Origin of the sequence: Rhizobacter koreensis, assembly GCF_013366375.1 — a bacterium.
In the GTDB taxonomy this organism is placed as follows: Bacteria; Pseudomonadota; Gammaproteobacteria; order Burkholderiales; family Burkholderiaceae_C; genus Schlegelella_A; species Schlegelella_A koreensis.
Map to the genome: position 1 here is coordinate 95,453 of NZ_JABWMJ010000011.1, position 24,036 is coordinate 119,488.

At 69.4% G+C, this 24,036-nt stretch carries 22 protein-coding genes; 16 read left to right on the top strand and 6 right to left on the bottom strand.

Annotated features, from left to right (window positions below):
• Positions 1 to 52 precede the first annotated feature (52 nt).
• The 9 genes from HQN59_RS20580 to ntrC all read left to right on the top strand — a co-directional run bounded on the left by HQN59_RS20580 (position 53) and on the right by ntrC (position 9,705).
• On the top strand, positions 53 to 1,021 hold the full coding sequence (locus HQN59_RS20580; protein ID WP_246295067.1) for a YncE family protein: 969 nt from the start codon (positions 53 to 55) through the stop codon (positions 1,019 to 1,021).
• The gene (locus HQN59_RS20585; RefSeq protein WP_176071000.1) at positions 1,005 to 1,862 is read left to right on the top strand and encodes a polysaccharide deacetylase family protein; all 858 of its coding nucleotides are present in this window, start codon (positions 1,005 to 1,007) and stop codon (positions 1,860 to 1,862) included. Before HQN59_RS20580 ends, HQN59_RS20585 begins: the two co-directional genes overlap by 17 nt.
• Complete coding sequence (locus tag HQN59_RS20590; RefSeq protein WP_176071001.1) at positions 1,859 to 2,845, top strand: sterol desaturase family protein; 987 nt, start codon at positions 1,859 to 1,861, stop codon at positions 2,843 to 2,845. The genes HQN59_RS20585 and HQN59_RS20590 overlap by 4 nt, the downstream gene beginning before the upstream one ends.
• A 34-nt stretch (positions 2,846 to 2,879) precedes the next feature.
• The gene (locus HQN59_RS20595) at positions 2,880 to 3,746 is read left to right on the top strand and encodes an EI24 domain-containing protein (protein WP_176071002.1); all 867 of its coding nucleotides are present in this window, start codon (positions 2,880 to 2,882) and stop codon (positions 3,744 to 3,746) included.
• On the top strand, positions 3,743 to 4,567 hold the full coding sequence (locus HQN59_RS20600) for a competence/damage-inducible protein A (RefSeq protein WP_176071003.1): 825 nt from the start codon (positions 3,743 to 3,745) through the stop codon (positions 4,565 to 4,567). Before HQN59_RS20595 ends, HQN59_RS20600 begins: the two co-directional genes overlap by 4 nt.
• Before the next feature lie 231 nt (positions 4,568 to 4,798).
• Positions 4,799 to 6,214, top strand: a complete 1,416-nt coding sequence (glnA, locus tag HQN59_RS20605) for a type I glutamate--ammonia ligase (RefSeq protein ID WP_176071004.1) — start codon at positions 4,799 to 4,801, stop codon at positions 6,212 to 6,214.
• A gap of 218 nt (positions 6,215 to 6,432) precedes the next feature.
• On the top strand, positions 6,433 to 6,966 hold the full coding sequence (locus HQN59_RS20610) for a hypothetical protein (protein ID WP_176071005.1): 534 nt from the start codon (positions 6,433 to 6,435) through the stop codon (positions 6,964 to 6,966).
• Between the two features lie 71 nt (positions 6,967 to 7,037).
• Positions 7,038 to 8,060 (top strand): nitrogen regulation protein NR(II), encoded by a 1,023-nt coding sequence (glnL, locus tag HQN59_RS20615; RefSeq protein ID WP_176071088.1) that lies wholly within the window; start codon positions 7,038 to 7,040, stop codon positions 8,058 to 8,060.
• A gap of 76 nt (positions 8,061 to 8,136) precedes the next feature.
• A complete protein-coding gene (gene ntrC, locus HQN59_RS20620) occupies positions 8,137 to 9,705 on the top strand; it encodes a nitrogen regulation protein NR(I) (protein WP_176071006.1) in 1,569 nt (522 codons plus the stop codon).
• 23 nt (positions 9,706 to 9,728) lie between these two features.
• On the opposite strand, the gene HQN59_RS20625 is transcribed toward ntrC, so the two are convergent.
• Genes HQN59_RS20625 through HQN59_RS20635 form a run of 3 tightly spaced genes read right to left on the bottom strand, consistent with a single transcriptional unit; the run spans position 9,729 to position 11,682 of the window.
• Positions 9,729 to 10,541 carry a class I SAM-dependent methyltransferase gene (locus tag HQN59_RS20625; protein ID WP_176071007.1) on the bottom strand — a complete coding sequence of 271 codons (813 nt, stop codon included), beginning with the start codon at positions 10,539 to 10,541 and terminating at the stop codon, positions 9,729 to 9,731.
• Between the two features lie 17 nt (positions 10,542 to 10,558).
• Positions 10,559 to 11,146: a histone gene (locus HQN59_RS20630; protein WP_176071008.1), complete on the bottom strand. Its 588-nt coding sequence runs from the start codon at positions 11,144 to 11,146 to the stop codon at positions 10,559 to 10,561.
• Entirely contained in the window at positions 11,143 to 11,682 is a 540-nt protein-coding gene (locus HQN59_RS20635; RefSeq protein WP_176071009.1) for a dihydrofolate reductase, read from the bottom strand. The genes HQN59_RS20630 and HQN59_RS20635 overlap by 4 nt, the downstream gene beginning before the upstream one ends.
• Positions 11,683 to 11,831: 149 nt before the next feature.
• Here HQN59_RS20635 and scpA point away from each other — a divergent pair, with 149 nt between their 5' ends.
• From scpA to HQN59_RS20665, 7 genes are all read left to right on the top strand, one after another.
• A complete protein-coding gene (gene scpA, locus HQN59_RS20640) occupies positions 11,832 to 13,994 on the top strand; it encodes a methylmalonyl-CoA mutase (RefSeq protein ID WP_176071010.1) in 2,163 nt (720 codons plus the stop codon).
• The gene (gene meaB / locus HQN59_RS20645; protein WP_176071011.1) at positions 13,991 to 15,073 is read left to right on the top strand and encodes a methylmalonyl Co-A mutase-associated GTPase MeaB; all 1,083 of its coding nucleotides are present in this window, start codon (positions 13,991 to 13,993) and stop codon (positions 15,071 to 15,073) included. Before scpA ends, meaB begins: the two co-directional genes overlap by 4 nt.
• A 5-nt stretch (positions 15,074 to 15,078) precedes the next feature.
• Positions 15,079 to 15,204, top strand: coding sequence for a hypothetical protein (locus HQN59_RS26610; RefSeq protein ID WP_259372761.1), 126 nt, complete (start codon positions 15,079 to 15,081; stop codon positions 15,202 to 15,204).
• A complete protein-coding gene (locus HQN59_RS20650; protein ID WP_176071012.1) occupies positions 15,201 to 15,983 on the top strand; it encodes a BUD32 family EKC/KEOPS complex subunit in 783 nt (260 codons plus the stop codon). The genes HQN59_RS26610 and HQN59_RS20650 overlap by 4 nt, the downstream gene beginning before the upstream one ends.
• A 23-nt stretch (positions 15,984 to 16,006) precedes the next feature.
• The gene (locus HQN59_RS20655) at positions 16,007 to 17,539 is read left to right on the top strand and encodes an acyl-CoA carboxylase subunit beta (protein WP_176071013.1); all 1,533 of its coding nucleotides are present in this window, start codon (positions 16,007 to 16,009) and stop codon (positions 17,537 to 17,539) included.
• A gap of 133 nt (positions 17,540 to 17,672) precedes the next feature.
• Entirely contained in the window at positions 17,673 to 19,763 is a 2,091-nt protein-coding gene (locus HQN59_RS20660) for an acetyl-CoA carboxylase biotin carboxylase subunit (protein ID WP_176071014.1), read from the top strand.
• Positions 19,760 to 20,251 carry a VOC family protein gene (locus HQN59_RS20665; RefSeq protein WP_176071015.1) on the top strand — a complete coding sequence of 164 codons (492 nt, stop codon included), beginning with the start codon at positions 19,760 to 19,762 and terminating at the stop codon, positions 20,249 to 20,251. Before HQN59_RS20660 ends, HQN59_RS20665 begins: the two co-directional genes overlap by 4 nt.
• Positions 20,252 to 20,342: 91 nt before the next feature.
• On the opposite strand, the gene asnB is transcribed toward HQN59_RS20665, so the two are convergent.
• Genes asnB through HQN59_RS20680 form a run of 3 tightly spaced genes read right to left on the bottom strand, consistent with a single transcriptional unit; the run spans position 20,343 to position 24,030 of the window.
• On the bottom strand, positions 20,343 to 22,292 hold the full coding sequence (gene asnB / locus HQN59_RS20670) for an asparagine synthase (glutamine-hydrolyzing) (RefSeq protein WP_176071016.1): 1,950 nt from the start codon (positions 22,290 to 22,292) through the stop codon (positions 20,343 to 20,345).
• 20 nt (positions 22,293 to 22,312) lie between these two features.
• A complete protein-coding gene (locus HQN59_RS20675; protein ID WP_176071017.1) occupies positions 22,313 to 23,167 on the bottom strand; it encodes a glycosyltransferase in 855 nt (284 codons plus the stop codon).
• Entirely contained in the window at positions 23,164 to 24,030 is an 867-nt protein-coding gene (locus HQN59_RS20680) for a glycosyltransferase (RefSeq protein ID WP_176071018.1), read from the bottom strand. The genes HQN59_RS20675 and HQN59_RS20680 overlap by 4 nt, the downstream gene beginning before the upstream one ends.
• Positions 24,031 to 24,036 lie beyond the last annotated feature (6 nt).

Genomic DNA, 24,036 nt, shown 5'->3' on the forward strand with positions numbered 1-24,036 from the left:
GGTGGGTACGTTGCAGTTGTCTGGTCCGGCGCGCCGGCTCGTCTCGGCCGGGCTGCTGGCGTGGTCGTTCGCTCTCGCGCACGCCGCCCCCGAGCCGCATGCCGCCCGGCCGATCTTCGTGCTGAACTCGCTCGACGCGACCATCAGCGTGATCGACCCCGTCACCTTCACCGAGACGCAGCGCCTGCCGACCGGCAAGGAGCCGCACCACCTCTATCTCACGCCCGACGAGCGCTCGCTCGTCGTCGCCAACGCGCTCGCCGACTCGCTGACCTTCATCGACCCGCGCACGGCGGTGATCCAGCGCACCGTGACCGGTATCCCCGACCCGTACCACCTGCGCTTCTCGCCCGACATGAAGTGGCTGGTGACGGCGTCGAACCGCCTCAACCGGATCGATATCTACCGCTGGGAGCGCGACGCGGCCGAGCCGTTCAAGCTGGCCGCTCGCGTGGTCGCGCCGCGAACGCCCAGCCATCTGATGATCGACAGCCGCAGCACGACGCTTTACGCGAGCCTGCAGGACAGCGACGAGCTGATCGCGATCGACCTCGGGACGCAGAAGCCGCGCTGGAAGAGTCCGGTCGGCAAGATGCCGGCCGACGTGTACCTCTCGCCCGACGACCGCCTGCTGCTGGTCGGCATGACCGGCGACGAGTTCGTCGAGGTCTACGACGTCAGCGCGGCCACGCCGCGCCTCGTCAAGCGAATCCAGACCGGCGCCGGCGCGCACGCGTTCCGGGCCCGCGGCGACGGCCGCCACGTGTTCGTCAGCAACCGTGTCGCCAACACGATCAGCCAGATCGACCTGCAGACGCTCGCCGTGACCGACACCTACCCCGCGCCGGGCGGGCCGGACTGCATGGAAGTGTCGGCGGACGGCAAGACGCTGATGACGACCTCGCGCTGGGCTCGCAAGCTCACCTTCATCGACCTCGAGAAGAAGGTGGTGGCGCGGCAGGTCGCGGTCGGCCGGTCGCCGCACGGCGTCTGGACGCTCGACCATGCCTCGAGGCGCTGACGCGCGCGGCCTCGCGCCGGGACGCCGGGCTCGGGGTGGCGCCGGCGCGGCGGCGCGTCGCGCCGCGCTCGCCATCGCGCTCGCCGCCGCTCCGGCGTTCGGTGCCGACTGCGGCACCTGCCGCGGCGCGGCCGGCGAGCGCCCGCTCTACCTCACGTTCGACACGGGCCACATGGGGGTCGCGCCCCTGGTCGCCGAGGTGCTGGCGCGCCAGGGCGTCAAGGCGACGTTCTTCGTTGCCAACGAGCCGACGCTGGACGGCGGCAGCAGCCTCGACGAGCGCTGGGCGCCGTGGTGGAAGGCGCGTGTCGCCGAAGGCCATGCGTTCGGCTCGCACACCTTCGACCATGTCTACTGGGTCGCCGACCGCGGAGCGGCGGGCTTTCGCATGAAGCCGGCGTTCGGCGCCGACGCCGGCCACGCCAGCGACTGGAGCGCCGCGCGCTATTGCGCCGAGCTGAACCGCTCGGCCGAACGCTTCCGCGCGATCACCGGCGAGGCACTGCTGCCGATCTTCCGGGCACCCGGCGGCAAGACCTCGCCCGCGCTGCTCGCCGCCGCGCGCGGCTGCGGCTGGCTGCACGTCGGCTGGAGCCCGGCCGGCTTCCTCGGCGACGAGCTGCCGAGCGAGCGCGCATCGAACCGGCAGCTGCTGGAGCGCGCGCTGCGCGACGTGCGGCCCGGCGACATCCTGCTCGCCCACCTGGGGATCTGGTCGCGCAAGGACGCGTGGGCGCCCGCGGTGCTCGAGCCGCTGATCGCGAAACTCCGGTCCACCGGTTTCTGCTTCGCGACGTTACGTGAGCACCCCGCCTACCGCTCGCACCTCCAAGGCAAATGATCGACGCCTTCGTGACCCGCCTCGCCGACGTCTTCGGCGCCGCCCAGCAGACCGTCTTCGAGGCCGCCGTCGCGCCGGTGATGTTCGCGATCGGGCTCGGCAACCTGCTCGAGGACGCGTTCGCCGCGACCGGCTGGCTGCTCGTCGGAGTCATCGAGATCGCGGTCCTGATCGGCGGCATCGGCGCGCTGGAGCGCTGGCGCCCGGTCGCTCCCGTCACCGACAGGAGTGGCGTGCGCACCGACATCCTCTACACACTGGTGCACCGGCTGGGCCTCTTTCGCGTGCTGCTGTTCTTCCTGGTCGACCCGCTCTGGGACTGGACCTTCGCCGAGCTGCGCCTCGTCGGCTGGCAGGTCTGGCAACTCGACGAGCTGGTCGGCCGCTGGTGGCCGGGCGTCACCGACACCGCTTGGTTCGGCCTTGTCGCCTACCTGGTGGTGCTCGACTTCGCCGGCTACTGGATCCATCGTGCCCAGCACGCCGCCAACTGGTGGTGGGCGCTGCACGCGCTGCACCACAGCCAGCGCGAGATGACCATGTGGAGCGACAACCGCAGCCACCTGCTCGACGACCTGATCCGCGACGGCATCCTCGTCATGCTCGCCCATGCGATCGGCGTCGCGCCCGGACAGTTCGTGGCGATCGTGGTCTGCACCCAGCTGCTCGAGAGCCTGGCGCACGCGAACGTGCGGATCGGTTTCGCGTCCTTGGAACGGCTGCTGGTGAGCCCGCGCTATCACCGCCTGCACCACGCGATCGGCGTCGGCCATGAGTCGGCCGGGCCGAACAGCCTCGGCGGCCACAACTTCGCGGTGCTGTTTCCGCTCTGGGACATCGTGTTCCGCAGCGCGAAGTTCGCCGACACCTTCCCGCCCACCGGCATCCGCGACCAGCTCCCGGAGCACGGCGGGCGCGACTACGGCGATGGCTTCTGGCGCCAGCAATGGCTCGGCCTGCGCCGGCTTTTCGGCGCGCGCTGAATCCTCGGCCGCGGGCGCGGCGACACTCGCGGCGATGAAGGGGATCGTCGACGCGTTCTGGCGGGCCGCCGCGTACTGCCTGCATCCCAAGGTCATCGGGCTCTCGCTGCTGCCGCTGGTGCTGGTCGCCGGCGCGACGGCGGCCCTCGGCTGGTTCTTCTGGGAGCCGGGGATCGACGCCGTGCGAGCGACGCTCGAGCGATGGGCGCTGCTGGCGCCGCTCTTCGCCTGGCTCGACGCGATCGGCTTCGGCTCGTTCCGCAGCGTGCTCGCACCGCTGGTGGTGGTCGCGCTGGCGCTGCCGGTGATCGTGCTCGCCTCGCTGGTGCTGGTCGCCGCCCTCATGACGCCGGCACTGGTGCGCCTGGTCGCCGCGCGCCGCTTTCCGCAGCTCGAGCGGCGCCGCGGCGGCAGCTTCTGGCAGGGCGTGCGCGCGTCGCTCGGCTGGACTTTGGTCGCGGTCGTCGCGCTGGCGGTGAGCGTGCCGTTCTGGCTCATCCCGCCGCTCGGCGTGGTCCTGCCGCCGCTGATCTGGGGCTGGCTGACCACGCGTGTGCTCAGCTTCGACGTGCTCGCCGAACACGCGAGCGCGAGCGAGCGGCGCCGCCTCGTCGTTCAGCTGCGCTGGCCGCTGCTCGCGATCGGGATCGTGACCGGCTACCTGGGTGCCGCGCCGACCCTGTTGTGGGCGCTCGGCGCGATGACGCTGGTGTTCGCACCGCTCCTGATCGTCGTCTCGATCTGGCTCTACACCCTGATCTTCGCCTTCTCGGCGCTCTGGTTCGCGCACTACCTGCTGGCGGCGCTGAACGCGCTGCGTGCCGCGGCGACCGGGGCCGGGGAGAATCGCGGCTCGACCACTTCGATGGCGCTGCGTGCGCCGGACCCACCCCTGCGATGAACATCGGCCTCATCATCATCGGCGACGAGATCCTCTCGGGAAAGCGCGCCGACAAGCACCTGCCGCGCGTCATCGAGATCCTCGCCGCTCGTGGCCTCGCGCTCGCCTGGGTCCGCATCGTCGGCGACGACCCCGCGCTGATCACCGCGACGCTCGCCGACGCGTTTGCCTCCGGCGATCTGGTGTTCTCGTGCGGCGGCATCGGCGCGACCCCCGACGACCACACGCGTCAGTGCGCCGCCGCGGCGCTCCGCGTGCCGCTCGAGCTCCACCCGGGAGGCCGCGAGCTGATCCTCGAGCGCATGCGCGACGTCGCGCGCGAGCAGGGCACGCCGTACGAGCCCGAGCGCGACGACAACCGGCATCGCCTCAACATGGCGGTCTTCCCCCAGGGCGCCGAGCTGGTCCCGAATCCGTACAACAAGATCCCCGGGTTCTCGATGCCGAGCACCGCGCCGGGTGCCGACCCGCACGCGAGGGTCTACTTCGTGCCCGGGTTTCCCGTCATGGCCTGGCCGATGATCGAGTGGGCGCTCGACGTGCGCTGTGCGGGGCTGCACGCGGAGCAGACCACGCGGGAACGCTCGGTGATCGTCTTCGGCGCGATGGAGGCGGCGCTCACGCCGCTGATGGAGCAGATCGAAGCCGCCTACGCCGGCGTGAAGGTGTTCAGCCTGCCGAGCGTCGACCATCCGCAGTGGGGGCGGCACATCGAGCTGGGCGTCAAAGGCGCGGCGGTGAGCCTTGATGCAGCCTATTCAGCGCTGCTGACCGGACTGCGCCAACATGGTGCCGAGCTTGGCCCCGAGCTGGTGCGTTGACACGCACCAGCGTCGCCTTGCACCAATCGGATCCATCTCAGCCCTATCCCTGCATGCCGTAGCGGACGCTCCGAGGCTCTGCCTGCACCGCGCGGCGCCGGACGCCTCGTCAGCGACGTCCACTGGCATGCTTACTGCTACATTTCTGTGCGCACTTAGGGTCCGCTCCCGCGCTTGCCGGGCTGCCCGGGCTCCCACAAACCCCCGCCAGTACTCCCAGGAGATTGATTGATGGCCACCAAGACCGTCGCCGACGTGATGAACATGGTGAAGGAGAACGAAGTCAAGTTCGTCGACTTCCGCTTCACCGACACCCGCGGCAAGGAACAGCACGTCACGGTGCCGGTCTCGCATTTCGATGAAGACAAGTTCACCTCCGGCCATGCCTTCGATGGGTCGTCGATCGCCGGCTGGAAGGGTATCGAGGCGTCGGACATGCAGCTGATGCCCGACCCGAACACGGCCAACATCGACCCGTTCTTCGAAGAGCCGACGCTCATCCTGACCTGCGACGTGGTCGAGCCGAGCGACGGCAAGCCCTACGAGCGCGATCCGCGCTCGCTCGCCAAGCGCGCCGAGGCCTACATGAAGGCCTCGGGCCTCGGCGATGCCGCCTACTTCGGCCCCGAGCCCGAGTTCTTCGTGTTCGACAGCGTGCGCTGGCAGGTCGACATGTCGGGCTGCTTCGTGAAGATCGAGTCCGAAGAGGGCTCTTGGAACACGGGCAAGGACTACGAGCACGGCAACTCGGGCTATCGCCCGACCGTCAAGGGCGGCTACTTCCCGACCCCGCCGATCGACTCGTTCCAGGACATGCGCTCGGAGATGTGCCTGATCCTCGAATCGCTCGGCATTCCGGTCGAGGTGCACCATCACGAGGTGGCGCAGGCGCAGATGGAGATCGGCACCCGCTTCTCGACGCTGGTCGAGCGCGCCGACTGGCTGCAGCTGCAGAAGTACGTGATCCAGAACGTCGCCAACTCGTACGGCAAGACGGCGACCTTCATGCCCAAGCCGATCGTCGGCGATAACGGCTCGGGGATGCACGTGCACCAGTCGGTGTCGAAGGACGGCAAGAACCTGTTCGCCGGTGACGGCTACGCGGGCCTGTCGGAGTTCGCGCTGTTCTACATCGGCGGCATCATCAAGCACGCGCGCGCGCTCAACGCGATCACGAATCCCGGCACCAACAGCTACAAGCGGCTGGTTCCGGGCTTCGAGGCGCCGGTCAAGCTCGCGTACAGCTCGCGCAACCGCTCGGCGTCGATCCGCATCCCGTACGTCGCCAACCCGCGCGGCCGCCGCATCGAGGCGCGCTTCCCGGACCCGCTGGCGAACCCGTACCTCGCGTTCTCGGCGCTGCTGATGGCCGGTCTCGACGGCGTCGAGAACAAGATCCACCCGGGCGAGGCGGCGACCAAGGACCTCTACCACCTGCCGCCGGAAGAGGACGCGAAGATCCCGACCGTCTGCTCGAGCCTCGACCAGGCGCTCGAGGCGCTCGACAACGACCGCGCGTTCCTCACCAAGGGCGGCGTGTTCACCGACGCCTACATCGACGCCTACATCGAGCTGAAGATGCAGGAGGTGACGCGCTTCCGCATGACGACGCACCCGGTCGAGTTCGATCTCTACTACAGCCTCTGAGCAGGGCTCGACTCGAACAAGGGACGCCGCGGCGTCCCTTTTCGTTGGTGCCGCGTCTGCCTGTTGCGGCGATCCGACGCCGGTGGCGGCCGGCGTGCCGGATGACCCGCCGCAGCGCGACGGTGCGCGGGGTCTTGCATGAAGGCGAGGGCTCGCTGCGGGACAATCCGCGCGCCTTGCCGGCACCCGCCGGCGGACCGCATCGGCTGGAGGATCGGATGAGCTTTGTCAGGACGACGCGTCAGGCTGCCGCGCTCGCGCTGGTGATCGCGGGCGGCGCGGCGCTCGACGCCGGCGCGCAGGAGATGTACCGCTGCCCGGGCAACGACTACAAGAACACGATCAGCGCGAAGGAAGCGGCCGCGCAGGGCTGCCAGCGCATCGAGGGTGCGCCGATCACGGTGATCCAGTCGCCGCGGCCGCGTCAGGTGGCGCCGGCGCCAGCGCCGTCCGGCGCGGGCTCGGCGGCGCCGCCCGCGAGCGCAGGTCCGGCCGCCGCGCGCATCGACCCGGCGGCGCAGCGAGCGCGCGACAGCGACGCCCGGCGCATCCTGGAGACCGAGTTGCGTACCGAAGAGGAACGGCTTTCCGCGATGCAGAAGGAATTCAACAACGGCGAGCCCGAACGCCAGGGCAACGAGCGCAATTACCAGAAGTACGCCGACCGCGTGGCCGAGATGAAGGCGGCCATCGCGCGCAAGGAAAGCGACATCGCGGCAATCCGTCGCGAGATGCAGAAGCTGCCCAAGTGAAGGCTGTCGGCGCGCCGGACGATGTGCGCTCGGCATCGGCGCTCTACGGCGCGCTCGATCTGCTCGCGACGATGATCGCGATCGTCGGTCCCGACGGCGACTGCATCTTCGCGAACGCGTCGTTCGAAAGCGTGCTGGGCCTGTCGCGGCGCAACGTGCAGAGCGGCTCGATCTTCGACTGGGTGCAGGACCCTGCGGTGCTGCGCGACACCGTCGCCGCCGTCAGCAACAACGTGTTCTCGACGAGCCGCCTGCAGGCCGTTCTGCGCCGGCCGGGCGCGGTCCACGTCGAGCCGCTGCCGGTGCACGCCATCGTCAACCGCATGGAGGGGTCGTCGAACGTCGTGGTCGAGCTGCTCGAGGTCGAGCAGCAGACCCGCCAGGACCGGGAGGAGCGCGCGCTCGAGCAGGCCGACGCGACCAAGGAGCTGATCCGCAACCTCGCCCACGAGATCAAGAACCCGCTCGGCGGCATCCGCGGCGCGGCCCAGCTGCTCGAGATGGAGGGCGAGTCGAAGCTCCTGACCGAGTACACGCAGGTCATCATTAAGGAAGCGGACCGCCTGCAGGCGCTGGTCGACCGCCTGCTCGCGCCGCACCGCGAGCCGCACGTGGTGAGCGACGTCAACATCCACGAGGTGTGCGAGCGGGTGCGCTCGCTCATCCTCGCGGAGTTCCCGCGCGGCCTGACGACGGTGCGCGACTACGACGCGTCGCTGCCCGAATTTCGCGGCGACCGCGAGCAGCTGATCCAGGCCGTGCTCAACATCGCGCACAACGCTGCGCAGGCGCTCACCGAGCGTATCGAGGCCGGCGACGCCTGCATCACCTTCCGCACCCGGGTCGCCCGCCAGGTGACGCTGGGCAAGCAGCGCCACCGACTGGCACTGGAATTGCATATTCAGGACAACGGCCCGGGTGTTCCCGAGGCGCTTCGGGAGCGCATATTTTTTCCGCTGGTTTCAGGTCGCGATGGGGGTACCGGGCTTGGCCTGACGCTGGCGCGAACCTTCATCCAACAGCACCACGGAACCATCGAGTTCGAGAGCGTGCCTGGCCAGACGATCTTCAAGATCGTGATCCCGATGCAGTGACCCGGTCGCGGGGGCCTTGGCCGCGTCCGGATCGCCCGGCCAGCCGTTCGATGTCACGACCAACCACGGGCCCTCAATGAAACCGATCTGGATCGTCGACGACGATCAATCCATCCGCTTCGTTCTCGAGAAGGCGCTCGGCCGCGAGGCCTTCGCCGTGCGCAGCTTCACCAATCCGCGCGACGTGCTCGCCGCGCTCGACGACGACGCACCGCAGGTGCTGGTGTCCGACATCCGGATGCCGGGCGGCTCGGGCATCGACCTGCTGTCGAAGATCAAGGAGCGCCATCCGGAGCTGCCGGTCATCATCATGACCGCCTACTCCGACCTCGACAGCGCCGTCAGCGCGTTCCAGGGCGGCGCCTTCGACTACCTGCCCAAGCCGTTCGACGTGCCCAAGGCCGTCGACCTGATCCGCCGCGCCGTCGAGGAAAGCCTCGAGGACGAGCGCGGCCACGACGCCGTGCCGGCCGACATGCCCGAGATGCTCGGCCAGGCGCCGGCAATGCAGGACGTGTTCCGCGGCATCGGGCGCCTCTCGCAGAGCATCGTCACGGTGCTGATCACCGGCGAATCGGGCAGCGGCAAGGAACTGGTCGCGCAGGCGCTGCACAAGCACAGCCCGCGCGCCAACGGCCCGTTCGTCGCGATCAACACGGCGGCGATTCCGAAGGACCTGCTCGAATCCGAGCTGTTCGGCCACGAGCGCGGCGCGTTCACCGGTGCGCAGACGACCCGGCGCGGCCGCTTCGAGCAGGCCGACGGCGGCACGCTCTTCCTCGACGAGATCGGCGACATGCCGTTCGACCTGCAGACGCGCCTTCTGCGGGTGCTGTCGGACGGCCAGTTCTATCGCGTCGGCGGCCACAACCCGATGAAGAGCAACGTGCGCGTGATCGCGGCCACGCACCAGAACCTCGAGGAGCGCGTCAAGGCCGGCGCGTTCCGCGAAGACCTGTTCCACCGCCTCAATGTGATCCGCCTGCGCCTGCCGGCGCTGCGCGAACGCCGCGAGGACATCGCTCCGCTGGCGCGCTTCTTCCTGCAAAAGAGCGCTCGCGAGCTCGGCGTCGAGGGCAAGCGCATCACCGACGCCGCGCTCGTCCGCCTGATGCAGTTCGACTTTCCCGGCAACGTGCGTCAGCTCGAGAACATCTGCCACTGGCTCACGGTAATGGCGCCGGCCCAGCTGATCGAGCCGAAGGACCTGCCGCCGGAGCTGCAGGCGCTGCCGGCGGGCGGCGCGACCGGCATGCCGACCGCGCTGCCGGCGCCGGCCTTCGACCAGCCGCCCGGCGAGCCGCCGCAGAGCTTCGTGGCGCAGGGCGCGGCCGCTCCCGACAGCGGCTTCGACGGCTTGACCGTCGGTGCGACGGCGCCGCGCGACGTTCGCACCGACGGCATCGGCGGCGAACGCAGCGACGAGCTGAGCGGCTGGCTGCGCGGTCTCGAATCGGACGCGCGGAAGCTTCTGCAGGCGGGCGAGCCGATGGTCTGGGACATCATGACCCGCAAGTTCGAGGCGCAGCTCATCCACACCGCGCTCGAGATCACGCGCGGTCGCCGCATCGAGGCGGCGCAGAAGCTCGGCATCGGCCGCAACACGATCACCCGCAAGATCCAGGAGCTCGGGCTCGACGACTGAGGCGGGGCGATCCGCCGCGGCGCTCAGCGCGTGCGGCGGAAGATCACGACGTTCTGCAGCGGCAGGCGCACCGTGCGCTCCCACGCGAGCGGGTGCACCGCCATCTCGCGGCGCACCTGTGTCTCGCTCATCGTGTGCAGCGGCTTGATCGCGACCGCAGGGTCGTCGGCACGGTACTCGACGAGCGCCAGGCGCCCGCCCGGCTTGAGCGTGCGCACGACGCTGCGGATCACCTCGACCGGGTACGCGAGCTCGTGGTAGACGTCGACCAGCAGCGCCAGGTCGACGCTCGACGGCGGCAGCGGCATCTCGGTCTCGCTGCCGAGCACGCCGCGCACCTGCGGCAGGCCGTCGCGGCGGGCGAGCTCGTCGCTCGCGGCCACCATCTCGGGTTGCACGTCGACGGCCCACACGCGGCCCGTCCTGCCGACGCGGCGAGCGATGCGGCGCGCCACGAACCCGGTGCCGGCACCGACGTCGGCGACCTGCATGCCCGGGCGCAGCGAAAGCGCGCCGAGGAGCAGGTCGGTGCGCTCCTCGCGCTCGCGCTCGGCACGCTCGAGCCACGCTGCGCCCGCCCAGCCCATCACCTGCGCGATCTCGCGCCCCATGAAGCGCTTGCCGGTACCGTCGGAGGAAGCCGGCGTCTGCTCGTAGGCTGGCGCCGGCAACGTCGCCGCCGGACGCGCGCTCGGGGCCGCCCCGGGTCCGGCTCCGGAGCCGGTGCGGGCGCAGACGGGCACGCCGATACCGATCGCCAGCGCGAGCGCCGCAAAGCGGCGCCCGAGCGAGCGGAGGCGGGCGCGGCCGGCGCTCGCGAGGACGCGCTCGTGCATCACGCGGCCCGCCGCAGTCAACGACTGCCGGCGCCCGGCTTGCGGCCGGACGCCTTCTTCGCAGCGCTGGTCTTGCCCGTCTTCGTGCTCGGCGCCTTCTTCGCGGCAGCGGACTGGCCCGACGGCTTCTTCGCGGCGGGCCTGCTGGAAGACGTCGCCGCGCTCTTCCTGGCCGCTGCCGTCTTGCCGGCAGCGCCGCTGCCGGCCCGCTTGCCCGCGCCGGCACGGGTGCCCGACGACGCCTTCTTCGCCGCTCCGTTCTTGGCCGCAGCGCTCGCCTTCTTGGCCGGCGCAGCCTTCCTGGCTGGTGCAGCCTTCTTGACCGATGCAGCCTTCTTGACCGCCGTCGACTTCTTGGCGGGCGCTGCCTTCCTCGCAGGAGCGGTCCTCCGGGCTGCCGCTTTCTTGGCGGGCGCCTTCTTCGCCGCCTTGCGTGCCGTCTTCCCGACCGGATGCCCGGACCCCTCGGCGGCCTTCTCGAACGCGCCGTCGGTCGGCGCGCCGGGACTGCCGGGCTTGCGCATGCGTTCGCCGCTGCCGTGCGCGATGCGCTCCTGCTTGGCGTGGATGTTGGCCCAGAGGCCCTTCGGCTTGGCGGTGCTCATCGCGTCTCCATGGTGGTGTGGCTGTCCTGCGCACGCTTGCGCGAGTAGGTGACGAAGCGATAGGTGAAACCCTGCGGCGCGACGTGGCTCTCGCCCGGCTGCTGGAGGAACGCCTCGCGCGGCCACGCTGGAAACCAGGTGTCGGCGTCGAACTCGGCGTCGAGTTCGGTCAGCACCAGCTCGTCGGCATCCGGCAACGCCAGTGCGTAGATCTGGGCGCCGCCGATCACGTAGACCTTGGGCGCCGGGGCGGCGAGGGTCACCGCGGCGTCGAGGCTCGCGGCGCGCTCGGCGCCGTCGGCATGCCACTTGGGGTCGCGGGTGATCACGATGTTGCGCCGGCCGGGCAGCGGTCGGCCGATCGCGTCCCAGGTCCTGCGACCCATCACGATGGGCGCGCCGAGCGTCGTGCGCTTGAAATGCTTCAGGTCTTCGGGCAGATGCACGAGCAGGCCATTATCGCGACCGATGCCGCCATCGCGGGCGACCGCGGCGACCAGCGAGACGAGCGGGCGGGAAGGGGCGCGGCGATCCATCGGCGCATTGTCGACGCGTTGCGGCGCATGCGCTTCGTGCCGCAGCCGTGGCCAGTGACCTCGCGGACGCCGTGCCCGGCGGCTCCGCCCGAGGTCGCGAGCCGGTCCTTTGGTAGAACCGATAATCGACGGCCTCAGGAGACCCGACGATGCCAGACGCCACGAACCCCGATGCCCTCGACCGCTGGCGCGCGGCCGCCGCCAAGTCGGCGCCGCATGGCGACGTCGACGCGCTGAACTGGATCACGCCCGAGGGCATCGTCGTCAAGCCGCTCTATACCGCCGTCGACCTCGACGGCCTGCCGCACACCGACACGTTGCCGGGCTTTCCGCCGTACGTGCGTGGCCCGCAGGCGACGATGTACGCGGTGCGGCCCTGGACGATCCGCCAGTACGCCGGGTTCTCGACCGCCGAGGCGTCGAACGCGTTCTATCGCAACGCCTTGAAGGCCGGCGCGCAGGGCGTCAGCGTGGCGTTCGACCTCGCGACCCACCGCGGCTACGACAGCGACCATCCGCGGGTCGTCGGCGACGTCGGCAAGGCGGGCGTCGCGATCGACTCGGTCGAGGACATGAAGATCCTGTTCGACGGCATCCCGCTCGACCGGGTGAGCGTGTCGATGACGATGAACGGCGCGGTGCTGCCGGTGCTCGCCGGCTACATCGTCGCGGCCGAAGAGCAGGGCGTTCGGCAGGAGCAGCTCGCAGGGACCATCCAGAACGACATTCTCAAGGAGTTCATGGTCCGCAACACCTACATCTACCCGCCCGCGCCGAGCATGCGGATCGTCGGCGACATCATCGCGTACACGGCGCGCGCGATGCCGAAGTTCAACTCGATCTCGATCTCGGGCTATCACATCCAGGAAGCGGGCGCGAACCAGGCGCTCGAGCTCGCGTTCACGCTCGCCGACGGCAAGGAGTACGTGAAGACCGCGATCGCTAAGGGCCTCGACGTCGATGCCTTCGCCGGGCGCCTGAGCTTCTTCTTCGCAATCGGGATGAACTTCTATCTCGAGATCGCCAAGCTGCGCGCCGCGCGCCTGCTGTGGACGCGGATCATGGCCGGGTTCGAGCCGAAGAGCCCGAAGAGCTCGATCCTGCGTACGCACTGCCAGACCTCGGGTTGGAGCCTGACCGAGCAGGACCCGCACAACAACGTCGTGCGCACGACGATCGAGGCGATGGCCGCGGTGTTCGGCGGCACCCAGAGCCTGCACACCAACGCGCTCGACGAGGCGATCGCGCTGCCGAGCGAGTTCAGCAGCCGCATCGCGCGCAACACCCAGCTCATCATCCAGGAAGAGACGCACATCCCGAGCGTGATCGACCCGTGGGCCGGCAGCTATCTCATGGAGCGCCTGACGCAGGAGATGGCCGACGCGGCCTGGAAGATCATCGAGGAGGTCGACGCCATGGGCGGCATGACCCACGCGGTCGAGACCGGCTGGGCCAAGCTCAGGATCGAGGCGAGCGCGGCCGAGAAGCAGGCCCGCATCGACGCCGGCCTCGACGTGATCGTCGGCGTCAACAAGTACAAGCTCGATGCCGAGGCGCCGATCGAGACGCTCGACATCGACAACCATGCGGTGCGCGAGAACCAGGTGCGGCGCCTGCAACAGCTGCGCACGACGCGCGATCAGGCAGCCGTCGAGCGCGCGCTCGCCGACTTGACCGAGGCCGCGCGCACGAGCGAAGGCAACCTGCTCGAGCTCTCGATCGTCGCGACGCGCGCCCGCGCGACGGTCGGGGAGATCAGCGACGCGCTCGAGAAGGCGTGGGGCCGGCACCGCGCCGACACCCAGAAGGTCTCGGGTGTCTATGCCGCCGCCTACGACAGCGCCGAGGGCTGGGAGCAGCTCAGGCGCGAGATCGACGCCTTTGCTGCCGAGGAAGGCCGCCGCCCGCGCGTGATGATCGCCAAGCTCGGCCAGGACGGCCACGACCGCGGCGCCAAGGTGGTCGCGAGCGCGTTCGCCGACCTCGGCTTCGACGTCGACATAGGGCCGCTGTTCCAGACCGCCGAGGAGTGCGCGCGCCAGGCGATCGAGAACGACGTCCACGCCGTGGGCGTCAGCACGCTCGCTGCGGCGCACAAGACGCTGGTGCCGGCGATCGTCGACGCATTGAAGGCCCAGGGCGGCGACGACATCATCGTCTTCGTCGGCGGGGTGATCCCGCGCCAGGACTACGACTTCCTCTACGAGGCCGGCGTCAAGGGCATCTATGGGCCGGGAACGCCGATCCCGGCGAGCGCGAAGGACGTGCTCGAGCAGATCCGCGCGGCGGCGCAGGCGCCCTCGGCCGCATGACGGGACGCGGGGCGGGCTCGGCACAGCCGGCCGACGCGACGCGTGCGCAAGCCGCCGACGCGGCGCTGTTCGACGCCATCGTCGGCCCGCCCGGAACGGTGCAGCGGCGCGCGATCGCGAAGGCGATCACGCTGATCGAGTCGACGCGCGACGATCACCGCGCGCGCGCCGAGGCCCTGCTCGGCCGGCTGCTGGCGCGCCAGACAGCGTCGCTGCGCATCGGCATCTCGGGCGTGCCGGGCGTCGGCAAGTCGACCTTCATCGAGGCGCTGGGCCTGCACCTCGTCGACGCCGGGCATCGCGTTGCGGTACTCGCAGTCGACCCGTCGTCGGCGCTCTCGGGCGGCTCGATCCTCGGCGACAAGACGCGGATGGAGCGCCTGTCGGTGCACGCGCACGCGTTCGTGCGTCCCAGCCCGAGCAGCGGCACCCTCGGCGGCGTGACCGAGCGCACCCGCGAGACGATCGGCATCGTCGAAGGGGCCGGCTACGACGTGGTGATCGTCGAGACTGTCGGCGTTGGGCAGAGCGAGGCCGCGGTCGCGTCGATGACCGACGCCTTCGTCCTGCTGCAGCTGCCGAACGCCGGCGACGACCTGCAGGCAATCAAGAAGGGCGTGCTCGAGCTTGCCGACCTGGTGGTCGTGAACAAGGCGGACATCGACCCGCAGGCGGCTGCACGCGCGTGCGGCCAGCTCGCGCTGGCGCTGGAGCTTGGCGCCCGCCGCGGCGCCGCGGGTGCGACCGGCGGTCTGGCGTGGCGTCCGCTCGCCCTGCAGATGAGCGCGCTTGCGGCGGCGGACGTGGCGGCGTTCTGGGCCGAGCTCGAGCGCTTTCGCAGCGTGCAGACCGCGAGCGGTGCCTTCGACGCACGCCGCCGCGAGCAGGCGCTGGCGTGGCTCGACGAGCGGATCGCTTCCGAGCTGCGCGCCGCGTTCGAGCGTCACCCGGCGGTGCGCGCCGCGCTGCCGACGCTCGCCGCGGCGATCGGGCGCGGCGAGGCGACGGTGCCCGACGCGGTACGGCGCCTCCTGCGTGCGGCCGGGATCGACGGTGGTGCTGCGGCGTGCAGCGAATGAGCCTCATGGGCGCGAGCGTCGAGCGCCGACCCATCGATCTCGCGAGCGTCGAGCGCCGACACGACGATGTCGCAAGCGTCGGCGGCGCACGCCGCGCGCACGTCACGACGTCCCTGCACGCGCACGCATGAGCGACGTCGAGCTCGAGGCCCTGCGCCATTCCTCTGGGCGACCGCGCCGCGTCGACAAGCTCGTGCTCGACGGCGTCGAAGCCGTCGTCAAGCGTCAGCGGCCGGCCCGCGGTGCCTGGCGCGCGCGCGTGGTAAACGCACTCGCCCGCGCCGTCGGCCTGCCGTGGCTGCAGGCGGTTCCGGCGCACGGCGGCCTCGAAGGCCAGGCCGTCGAGCTGCGCCGCCTCGCCGGGCTCGCGACCGCAGGCGTTCGCGTGCCGCGCGTGCTGCACGTCGACCCGACGTTCTTCGTGATGGAGCGCCTACCGGGTCACAGTCTCGTCAAGCTGATCGAGCGTGCCGCGCCAGGGCAGCGCGTCGGGCCGTGGAAGGAGGGCCTCGCCGCGATCGCCGACGTGCACGCCAGGGGCCAATACCTCAGCCAGGCGTTCGCGCGGAACTTCATCGCGACGCCCAGCGGCCTTGCGATGATCGACTTCGAGGACGATCCGCTGGAGGCGATGTCGCTCGAGGACGCGCAGGCGCGGGACTGGCTCGCTTATCTGCATTCGACGCTGTGGCTGCTCGACGCCCCCGCAGCGATCACCCGCGCGGCGTTCGAGGCCGCGCTGGCGCCCGAGGCGGCGTCGATCCGGAATCGCGTTCACCTCGCGGCCAAACGGCTCGGCGGCCTGCGGCGCCTGCCGACGCGGCGCCGCCCCTGGGGCCGCGAGGTGGTCAGCCTGCAGGCGCTCGGCGCGCTGCTGGCGTCGCCACCGGTCTCGACACGGCACACTTGAAGGGTTTCATCGCCTGCACATCCATGCACGACATCATTCAGCAACTGGAAGAGCGCCGGCAGCGCGCCCGCCTCGGCGGCGGGCAGAAGCGCATCGACGCGCAGCACGCCAAGGGCAAGCTCACCGCGCGCGAGCGCCTCGAGCTGCTGCTCGACGAGGGCACGTTCGAGGAATGGGACATGTTCGTCGAGCATCGCAGCCACGACTTCGGCATGGCCGAGAACCGCCCGCCCGGCGACGGCGTCGTCACCGGCTACGGGATGATCAACGGCCGGCTCGTCTTCGTGTTCAGCCAGGACTTCACCGTGTTCGGCGGCGCGCTCTCGGAAGCGCACGCCGAGAAGATATGCAAGGTGATGGACCAGGCCATGAAGGTCGGCGCGCCGGTGATCGGCCTCAACGACTCGGGCGGCGCGCGCATCCAGGAAGGCGTCGCGTCGCTCGGCGGCTACGCCGAGGTGTTCCAGAGGAACGTCATGGCGTCGGGCGTGGTGCCGCAGATCAGCCTCATCATGGGCCCGTGCGCCGGCGGCGCGGTGTATTCACCGGCGATGACCGACTTCATCTTTATGGTGAAGGACAGCTCGTACATGTTCGTCACCGGTCCCGACGTCGTGAAGACGGTGACGCACGAGGAGGTGAGCGCCGAGGACCTCGGCGGCGCGCTCACCCACACCACGAGGAGCGGCGTCGCCGACCTCGCGTTCGAGAACGACGTCGACGCGCTCGCGATGCTGCGCCGCTTCTTCAACTACCTGCCGCTCAACAACCGCGAGCGGGCACCGACGCGACCGTCGGACGACCCGCCCGATCGGTCCGACCTTTCGCTCGACTCGCTGGTGCCGGACAACCCGAACCTGCCGTACGACATCAAGGAGCTGATCGTCAAGGTCGTCGACGACGGCGACTTCTTCGAGCTGCAGCCCGACCACGCCAAGAACATCGTCGTCGGCTTCGCGCGCATGGACGGCCACGCCGTCGGCATCGTCGCCAACCAGCCGCTGGTGCTCGCCGGCTGCCTGGACATCAGGAGCTCGATCAAGGCGGCGCGTTTCGTGCGCTTCTGCGATGCGTTCAACATCCCGGTGCTCACCTTCGTCGACGTGCCCGGCTTCATGCCCGGCACGGCCCAGGAGTACGGCGGCATCATCAAGCACGGCGCCAAGCTGCTCTACGCGTACGCCGAATGCACGGTGCCGAAGATCACCGTCATCACCAGGAAGGCCTACGGCGGCGCCTACGACGTGATGAGTTCCAAGCACCTGCGCGGCGACGTCAACTTCGCCTGGCCGAACGCCGAGATCGCGGTGATGGGCGCCAAGGGCGCGGTCGAGATCATCTTCCGCGAGGACAAGAACGACCCGGCGAAGCTCGCCGCGCGCGAGGCCGAGTACAAGCAGCGCTTCGCCAACCCGTTCATCGCCGGGGCACGCGGCTACATCGACGACGTGATCCAGCCGCACGAGACCCGAAAGCGCATCTGCCGTTCCTTGGTGATGCTCAGAGACAAGAAGCTGGAGAACCCGTGGCGCAAGCACGGGAACATCCCCCTGTGATGAGGCCCCCCAGTCGCTTCGCTCCTGCCCCCAAGGGGCGCCCCGCAGCGGACCGGCGGAGCCGGATCCGCGCGGGTGGCTTGAAGGCGAGCTTCGCTGCGCTTGCTCGTGCGGCTTCTACGAGTAGTCCTTGATGTTCAAGAAAATTCTGATCGCCAACCGCGGCGAGATCGCCTGCCGCGTCATCAAGACCGCGCGCAAGATGGGCATCGCGACGGTCGCCGTGTATTCCGAGGCCGACCGCGACGCGCTGCATCGCGAGCTGGCCGACGAGTCGGTCTGCATCGGGCCGGCGCCGAGCCGGGCCTCGTACCTGAATGCCGACGCGATCCTCGACGCGTGCCGGCAAACGGGCGCTGAGGCGATCCACCCGGGCTACGGTTTCCTGTCCGAGAACGCCGAGTTCGCGAAGCGCGTGGAAGACGAGGGCTTCGTCTTCATCGGCCCCAAGCACCGCTCGATTGCGGCGATGGGGGACAAGATCGAGTCGAAGAAGCTCGCTGCGGCGGCCAAGGTCAACACGATCCCTGGCTACAACGAGGCGATCGACACGCCCGAGCATGCGGTCGAGATCGCGCGCGGCATCGGCTACCCGGTGATGATCAAGGCGTCGGCCGGCGGCGGCGGCAAGGGCCTGCGCGTGGCGTGGAACGACCAGGATGCGCACGCTGGCTTCACGTCGTGCCGCAACGAGGCGCGAGCGAGCTTCGGCGACGACCGCGTCTTCATCGAGAAATTCGTCGAGGAGCCGCGTCACATCGAGATCCAGGTGCTCGGCGACGCCCACGGCAATTGCGTCTACCTGTGGGAGCGCGAGTGCTCGATCCAGCGCCGCCACCAGAAGGTGATCGAGGAGGCGCCGAGCCCGTTCGTCGACGACGAGCTCAGGCGAGCGATGGGCGAGCAGGCGGTCGCGCTCGCGAGAGCGGTCGACTACCAGTCGGCGGGCACTGTCGAGTTCGTCGTCGGCAGCGACCGGCGCTTCTTCTTCCTCGAGATGAACACGCGGCTGCAGGTCGAGCACCCGGTCACCGAGTCGATCACCGGGCTCGACCTGGTCGAGCAGATGATCCGCGTCGCGGCCGGCGAGCCGCTCGGCTTCGCGCAGGCCGACGTGCGGCGCGACGGCTGGTCGATCGAGTGCCGGATCAACGCCGAAGACCCGCTGCGCGGGTTCCTGCCGAGCACCGGGCGGCTGGTGACGTTCCGGCCGCCCGCGCAGACGCTGTTCGCGGCGGGGGTGCGTTCAGCCGAAGCCGAGGCGCGCGACGCGGCCGGCGCGGCATCGAGCGACGTCGACGCCGGAGCAACGACCGCCCGCGTTCGCGTCGACACCGGCGTCTACGAGGGCGGCGAGATCCCGATCCACTACGACTCCATGATCTGCAAGCTGATCGTCGACGCGCCCGACCGCCTGGCCGCGATCGCCGGCATGCGTGACGCGCTCAACGGGTTCGTGATCCGCGGCGTCGCCAGCAACATCGGGTTCCAGGCGGCACTGCTCGCCCACCCGCGCTTCGTCGCCGGCGACTTCGATACGGGCTTCATTGCCGCCGAGTACCCCGAAGGTTTCACGCTCGCAGCGGTACGGCATGCCGACCCGGACTTCCTGGCCGCGCTTGCCGTCGCGGTGAACCGGCGCGTGCTCGCACGCTCGGCCGGCATCAGCGGGCAGTTGCCGGGCCACGAGCTGCAGGTGGGCGAGCGCTTCGTGGTGGTCGAGTGCGACACCGAAGGCAAGCGCCGCGAGACGGCGGCGAGCGTGCGCATGAGTGCCGAGGGTTACGACGTGACGATCGCCGGCCGCAGCCGCCGCATCGTGTTCACGAGTCCGCTGCGCGACGTGGCGACCGTCGGGACCGTCGACGGCAAGCCATTCCGGGCCCAGATCGAGCGCAATGGCCTGTCCTATCGGGTGATCCACAACGGCGCCCAGGCCGACCTGCGCGTGCTGTCGCCGCGGGCCGCCGAGCTGAACGCTTTGATGCCGTTCAAGGCGCCGCCCGACCTCTCGAAGTTCCTGCTCTCGCCAATGCCCGGCCTGCTGGTCGACGTGGCGGTCGAGCCGGGACAGGCGGTGCGCCCCGGCGAACGCCTTGCCGTGATCGAGGCGATGAAGATGGAAAACATCCTCGTCGCGTCGCATGCCGGCGTCGTCGCCGCGGTGCGGGCGAGCAAGGGCGAGAGCCTCGCGGTCGATCAGGTCATCCTGGAGTTCGAATGAGCGACGTCGCACCGGCCGCGCCGGGCGGCCTGCGCCCGTTCCGCATCCTCGGCATCCAGCAGATCGCGATCGGCGGCGCCGACAAGCTGCGCCTGCGCACGCTCTGGGTAGACCTGTTCGGCCTCGCGGTGGAAAGCACCTTCCGGTCCGAGCGCGAGAACGTCGACGAGGACGTCTGCTCGATCGGCAGCGGAGCCCACAAGGTCGAGGTCGACCTCATGCAGCCGCTCGACATCGACAAGAAGCCGGCGGTACACACGACGCCGCTCAACCACGTCGGCCTCTGGGTCGACGATCTGTCGCGCGCGGTCGAGTGGCTGAGCGCGAACGGCGTCCGCTTCGCGCCGGGCGGCATCCGCCCGGGCGCGTCGGGACACGACATCTGCTTCGTGCATCCGAAGTCGAACGACGCCTTCCCCATCAGCGGGGAAGGGGTGCTGATCGAGCTGGTGCAGGCGCCGGCGGAGGTGATCGCGGCGCATCGGTGACCGCTTGGATTCGTCGCACCCGCAATAAGCGAAGGCTAGGGCTGTGCGCAGGCTCGCAGGGGCACCCGATGCCGTGTTGTGCAGGATCGAGTCACGCTGCAGCCTGCTCGCAGGTCGGCATCGTGCGCGTGCTGGCGAGCCAGCCCTGCAGCATCAGGATCGTCCACAGGCCCTTCTGATGATTGGTCTTGCCCGCGAGGTGCTCGGCCCAGAGATTGCGCACGCGCGCGGAATCGACGAAACCCGCGGCGGACAGTGCGGCGGGCGTCAGCAGCGCTTCAGCCCATTCACGCAGCGGCCCGCGAAGCCACTGGCCGATCGGAAGCGTGAATCCCTGCTTCGGGCGTTCGAACAACGCTGAAGGGAGGTGCCGGCGCAGCAAGGCACGCAAGAGCCACTTGGTCTGACCGTCGCGGATCTTGAATCGCATGGGCGTGGCGAGCGCGAACTCCACGATCCGATGGTCGAGCAACGGAACGCGCGTTTCGAGACTCGATGCCATCGCCGCCCGATCCACCTTGACCAGGATGTCGTCTGGCAAATACGTCTGCATGTCCCACCACATCATGCGCTGCGCGATGGACGGGTGGTCGCACGGCGGCAGCGTCAGGTCGGGAGCTGCGACCGTGGTCGGAATCAGGTCGCTGCTCAGCCATTGGGAGACGGCGCTCAGGTACGCTGCCTCGCCATCGCGCGCGCCCAGAAAGCTGGCGATGCGACCCATCTTTTCTCCGGCAGCCGGTGGCAGGCGCAGGAGTCCGCTCAAGTGCGCGCCGGTTGCCAAGCTGTCCCAGCGGTCCGCCGATATGCTGCGAACGGCCCCGGCCGCCGCGCGCCGCAGCGCGAACGGAACCCTTGCCATGATGGGCGCGAGCTTGTCTGCTGCGAGATAGCGGTTGTAGCCACCGAACAGTTCGTCGCCCGCATCGCCCGACAATGCAACGGTCACGTGCCGCCGTACCAGGCGGCTAAGCAAGGCGGTCGGCACCTGCGACGAGTCGGCGAACGGTTCGTCATAGATCTCGGGCATGCTCGGCACGATGGCGAGAACGTCCTCGGCACCGACGAACAGCTCGGTGTGCTCGGTGCCCAGATGAGTCGCCACCTCGCGCGCATGTTGCGATTCGTCGTCGCGCTTGCCCGAGAAGCCCATCGTGAAGGTTCGAACTCGCTGCGTCGACGCGCGCTGCATCATGGCGACGATCAGCGACGAATCGATGCCTCCCGAAAGAAACGCACCCAGCGGAACGTCGGCAAGCATCTGGCCCCGTACGCTGCGACCGAGCAGCGCCTCGAACTCGTCGATGGTGCGTTCGTCGTCCGCCGGCGTCGGCTCGGCGTCCACGCGGGCCGACGGAGTCGGGAGGGACCAGTAGCGTGAGGCGAGCGGATCGGCGGCCGCCGACCGGTACACGAGCATGCTCCCCGGCTCGACCTTGCGGATACCGACGAACGCACATCGGTTTCCGGGTACATAGCCGACCCGCAGGTATTCGCGAAGCGCATCTTCGTCGAACGACAGATCGATTCCGGGGCAGGAGCGTAATGCCTTCAGCTCGGATGCGAAGGCGACACCCTTGCTCATGTTGCCGACGTAGAGAGGCTTTTCCCCCATGCGGTCGCGCGCCAGCGTGAGACTTCGCTGCTCGCGATCCCAGAGGCCAAGTGCAAACATGCCGACCGACTCGGCGAGCGCGCGCTCCAGTCCCCATGCGTCTATCGCTGCAAGCAGGGTCTCCGTGTCCGAGTGCCCGCGCCATGGCAGGTGTGGACCAAGACGCTCACGCAGCTCCGGATGGTTGTATATCTCGCCGTTGAAGACCGCGACGTAGCGCCCCGAATGCGAACGCATCGGTTGGCGGCCGAGTTCGGAAACATCGACGATCGCCAGGCGAGCATGGCCGAGAGCAAGACCATCCGGTTCCGCCACCCAGATGTCACTCGAGTCCGGGCCGCGATGCCTCAGGCAGCGCGTCATGGCCCGCGTCAGGGTGTCGATGTCGAGGCCGGCCGTGCTCCAGACCCCTGCGATTCCACACATGGCTCGCTCTTTCGTTGGCTTCAGTTACGCAGATGACGATAGGCCAGCCGCTTCACCGATTCGGGAGACACCCTGACCAGGAAGAACGCAGCAAGCCGCAGCATGAGACCCAGGCCCATGCGCTGGGCCTTGCGCGCATAGCGAAGACGCATCGCAATCTCGACCCAGGCGCGCGCGATGCCCGTCCGGCGTGAGTAGAAGCCGGGCGCCATTCGATACCAGAGGAGGTACTCGGGCACGTTCGAGAACCGGTGGCCAGCAACGACAAGCCGACTCCAGAGCTCGTAGTCCTGCATGCGAGGCAGCGTCGGATCATAGCGATGGCCCTCTTCCAGCACGTCGCGGCGGAACATGACCGTGGGGTGGGCAACGGGGACACGCGTCAGCATGAACGCCGGAATCGCTTCCGGATCCGTCGGCAGCTTCTTGTGGAACGCCGCGACGCCCGGCTCGGTGAACTCGATGCACCACGTGCCGCAGACCGCGATGTCGCGGTGCTGCTGCATGAACGCGACTTGGCGTTCGATGCGCTCCGGCATGCAGATATCGTCAGCGTCCATGCGAGCCAGGTAAGCGATGCCGGAATTGCCGAGGGCAGCGTCGATGAGGCGGTTCAGCGCCACGGGCAAGCCGCCCGAACGCTCACTTCGGAGCAGCCGATCATTGCCACTCGTCAGAGCAAGATGCTTCTCGAGCACGGCTTCGTGTCCGAGAAGAAGGGGGCCGTCGGCGAAGATGAACAGGTGCAGTTCGCGGTACGTTTGGGCGCGAAGGCTCGCCATGGCCTCCTCGAAATGTCCGACGTCGGCTTCGCGGTGAACCGACATGATGATGGCTACGGCGGGCGCGTCGCGCGATGAATGAAGGGCGTTCAATGGAGCGTCGCGTGAGAGGTAGGTTCCGAGGGAGGCATCCGGCCGGTTACGCCGCGTACAGCATCGCGGATGCCGGCAAAGGCGTGGCGCAGGCGTGCGGCGCGAGGTGGCATCAACAGCGCGATGAGCACGAGCTTGACCGGCAGCTTGAACGCCTGAGCCATGCGCCAGCGCCAGGGCGTGTGCGGGCGTTTCATCAGCAGCAGAACGTTGCGGTACTGGTAGTAGTGGCGAACCGGTGAGGGCACGCGCACGCCGGCGGCCGTGCCCTCACCGAGACGGTGGGTGATCGAGGTCTCACGAGTCAGCACGATCGACACTCCCCGAGCTTGGGCGCGCCAGCCCCAGTCGAAGTCGACTCCGTCGATAAAGAGCGAACCGTCGAAAGATCCAACCTCGTCGAGCACAAGTCGCGGGATCAGGCTGCCCGAACTCATCATGTCGCGGCAGGGCGCGAAGCGTCGTCCGTGAGTGCGGACGTTGCCGATCTCACGTCCGCCGCAGTCGAGAGCATTGGCGCAGACGACCACGCACCCGCCGAGCGCCTGGCATGCGGCCAACAGGACGGACACGATGTCGGGTGCCGGAACGCTGTCGTCGTCGAGCAGCAGACAGGCGTCCGCTCCGTTGCGTCGGGCGACGTCGAGCGCTGCGTTCTGGGCCGCTCCGATGCCCTGGTTGCCGTTCATCGCGAGGTAGGTGCCGCCATGGCGAAGCACCACGGCGCGGATCTCTGCGGAGCGGGCATGGTCTTCGGAGTTGTCGGCGAGCACGATCGCGCACTGCGGCGTCAAGACCGTCAGGATCGAGTCCAGGCGGGCGACGTCGGTGTGGTACGCAACCAGAATCCCGAAGATGGGCATCGGTGC

Bases quoted from the DNA above. Each gene is read 5' to 3' on its own strand.
- HQN59_RS20585 (WP_176071000.1), top strand. From the start codon at position 1,005: ATGCCTCGAGGCGCTGACGCGCGCGGCCTCGCGCCGGGACGCCGGGCT.
- HQN59_RS20590 (WP_176071001.1), top strand. From the start codon at position 1,859: ATGATCGACGCCTTCGTGACCCGCCTCGCCGACGTCTTCGGCGCCGCC.
- HQN59_RS20595 (WP_176071002.1), top strand. From the start codon at position 2,880: ATGAAGGGGATCGTCGACGCGTTCTGGCGGGCCGCCGCGTACTGCCTG.
- HQN59_RS20600 (WP_176071003.1), top strand. From the start codon at position 3,743: ATGAACATCGGCCTCATCATCATCGGCGACGAGATCCTCTCGGGAAAG.
- glnA (WP_176071004.1), top strand. From the start codon at position 4,799: ATGGCCACCAAGACCGTCGCCGACGTGATGAACATGGTGAAGGAGAAC.
- HQN59_RS20610 (WP_176071005.1), top strand. From the start codon at position 6,433: ATGAGCTTTGTCAGGACGACGCGTCAGGCTGCCGCGCTCGCGCTGGTG.
- glnL (WP_176071088.1), top strand. From the start codon at position 7,038: ATGATCGCGATCGTCGGTCCCGACGGCGACTGCATCTTCGCGAACGCG.
- ntrC (WP_176071006.1), top strand. From the start codon at position 8,137: ATGAAACCGATCTGGATCGTCGACGACGATCAATCCATCCGCTTCGTT.
- HQN59_RS20625 (WP_176071007.1), bottom strand. From the start codon at position 10,541: ATGCACGAGCGCGTCCTCGCGAGCGCCGGCCGCGCCCGCCTCCGCTCG.
- HQN59_RS20630 (WP_176071008.1), bottom strand. From the start codon at position 11,146: ATGAGCACCGCCAAGCCGAAGGGCCTCTGGGCCAACATCCACGCCAAG.
- HQN59_RS20635 (WP_176071009.1), bottom strand. From the start codon at position 11,682: ATGGATCGCCGCGCCCCTTCCCGCCCGCTCGTCTCGCTGGTCGCCGCG.
- scpA (WP_176071010.1), top strand. From the start codon at position 11,832: ATGCCAGACGCCACGAACCCCGATGCCCTCGACCGCTGGCGCGCGGCC.
- meaB (WP_176071011.1), top strand. From the start codon at position 13,991: ATGACGGGACGCGGGGCGGGCTCGGCACAGCCGGCCGACGCGACGCGT.
- HQN59_RS26610 (WP_259372761.1), top strand. From the start codon at position 15,079: ATGGGCGCGAGCGTCGAGCGCCGACCCATCGATCTCGCGAGCGTCGAG.
- HQN59_RS20650 (WP_176071012.1), top strand. From the start codon at position 15,201: ATGAGCGACGTCGAGCTCGAGGCCCTGCGCCATTCCTCTGGGCGACCG.
- HQN59_RS20655 (WP_176071013.1), top strand. From the start codon at position 16,007: ATGCACGACATCATTCAGCAACTGGAAGAGCGCCGGCAGCGCGCCCGC.
- HQN59_RS20660 (WP_176071014.1), top strand. From the start codon at position 17,673: ATGTTCAAGAAAATTCTGATCGCCAACCGCGGCGAGATCGCCTGCCGC.
- HQN59_RS20665 (WP_176071015.1), top strand. From the start codon at position 19,760: ATGAGCGACGTCGCACCGGCCGCGCCGGGCGGCCTGCGCCCGTTCCGC.
- asnB (WP_176071016.1), bottom strand. From the start codon at position 22,292: ATGTGTGGAATCGCAGGGGTCTGGAGCACGGCCGGCCTCGACATCGAC.
- HQN59_RS20680 (WP_176071018.1), bottom strand. From the start codon at position 24,030: ATGCCCATCTTCGGGATTCTGGTTGCGTACCACACCGACGTCGCCCGC.